The sequence below is a fragment of the Pedobacter jeongneungensis genome (assembly GCF_000633455.1).
GTDB lineage: Bacteria > Bacteroidota > Bacteroidia > Sphingobacteriales > Sphingobacteriaceae > Pedobacter > Pedobacter jeongneungensis_A.
On the sequence record NZ_AYMG01000050.1, the window covers coordinates 1 to 1,541 of the forward strand.

Annotated in this window: 2 protein-coding genes; both read right to left on the reverse strand. The window is 38.9% G+C overall.

Annotated features, from left to right (window positions below):
• Positions 1-183 precede the first annotated feature (183 nt).
• Entirely contained in the window at positions 184-1,104 is a 921-nt protein-coding gene (locus U859_RS0130130; RefSeq protein WP_025146918.1) for an IS3 family transposase, read from the reverse strand.
• Positions 1,105-1,106: 2 nt separating this feature from the next.
• Positions 1,107-1,502, reverse strand: coding sequence for a hypothetical protein (locus U859_RS0130135; RefSeq protein WP_025146919.1), 396 nt, complete (start codon positions 1,500-1,502; stop codon positions 1,107-1,109).
• Between the last annotated feature and the right edge of the window lie 39 nt (positions 1,503-1,541).

Consider the following 1,541-nt stretch of genomic DNA (forward strand, 5'->3'; position numbering starts at 1 on the left):
TGTCCCATCCTGAATTTACTTGTCGTTTTTGAATTATAATACTAGAATAAGTTTACATTTTCTAGGCTGTAATACTGGAATAAGTTTACATCTCATTTCTGTTAATTCTGATATTACTTTACAAGTGTACAATTCGTAATTTATTATTAAAAGAAAAGCCTATTCATTTTTTCTTTATTTGAATCAAACAGTCTCCATTTGATCCTTTTCTATATCCTTTTTCTTGTAGGGATAATGCTTCCAACGTTTTTTTATTTCACCGCTCATGTCATGTGCTTTGCATGGCGTAAGATAGTCCAGACTGCCATGCGGTCTTTTTTCATTGTAGTTTTTGATAATGATCCCAATACTTCTTTTCGCTTCCTTATGATCACGGTATATCTTTTTTGGAAAAAACTCATTCTTTACTATTCCGTTAACACGTTCGGCTAAAGCATTATCGTACGGACTACCGCTTTCAGTCATACTTATTGCGATCCTATCCCTGTTTAGAAGCTCAGTATAGCTTTTAGAACAGTATTGTATGCCCCGATCCGAGTGATGAACCAATATAAAGGGTGAGTCTTTTTTTCTTGCACCGATGGCCATCTCCAAAGCGATGATACAACCAGTAGCCTCGAGGTTCGGATGGAGAGCAAATCCTACAATTTTTCTGGAATAAGCATCAGTAATCAGACTTAAGTAACTAAAGCCTAGCTGAGTCCGAATGTAGGTAATATCGCTCACCCATAGTTGTTCAGGAGCAGAAAGCACCATGTGTTTTATCAGGTTAGGATATCTTTTTAAAGCATGATTGGAGTCTGTAGTCCTGATAGAACGTTTCCTTCTGCGTATTAATAGCCCATGAAATCTTAAAAGATCATAAAGCTGGTCACGCCCCATTTTTATATTGTGCTTTTCCATCTCTGGAGAAAGCATATGCAGGAGTTTTCGTGTTCCTAAAAATGGGATCTCCGAACGGAATTCAGACACCAGTGACAATACCACCATATGGGAGATATCAGTCTTTAGCGCTGTTTTCTGTGCCAGGTAATACGCCTGGCGGCTTACACCAAACAGTGCACAAAGTTCAACCAGAGGCTTGTCCGGTCGTTTTTGCCGCATTCTTAAGACCGTTTGGTACCACGCTTTTTTCTGATGTTGATCTTAAGTTCGCTTTCGGCAACCTCAATCATGGTTTCTAATCCAACATTTTTCAGCTGAGCATCGGCGAGTGCCTTGGTCAGTTCATCAATCTTTTTCTTAAGAAGTCTTGTTTCCTGGTTTTCGTCCATTGCTGAAAGTACATTTGAAGAGCTTGCTTGTGCCAAGATAGCTAAATTACGCTTCTCAAACCAAAGTCCTATAGTACTTCGGGGCAAACCGTATTTTCGACTCGCTGCACTCTTGCTAAGCATTCCTGAATTTATCTCACAGAGGATTTTTTCTTTAACATCCTCACTTAAGCGACCCCAAGGTTTTCTTGTCGCAATTTTTGTTTTGTCTTTGCTTTTTGTTGCCATTTTTTTGTTTTTAATGACAAGCTATAGCAGGACGAGACA

Coding starts and splice junctions, on each gene's coding strand:
- U859_RS0130130 (WP_025146918.1), bottom strand. CDS start 1,104: ATGCGGCAAAAACGACCGGACAAGCCTCTGGTTGAACTTTGTGCACTG.
- U859_RS0130135 (WP_025146919.1), bottom strand. CDS start 1,502: ATGGCAACAAAAAGCAAAGACAAAACAAAAATTGCGACAAGAAAACCT.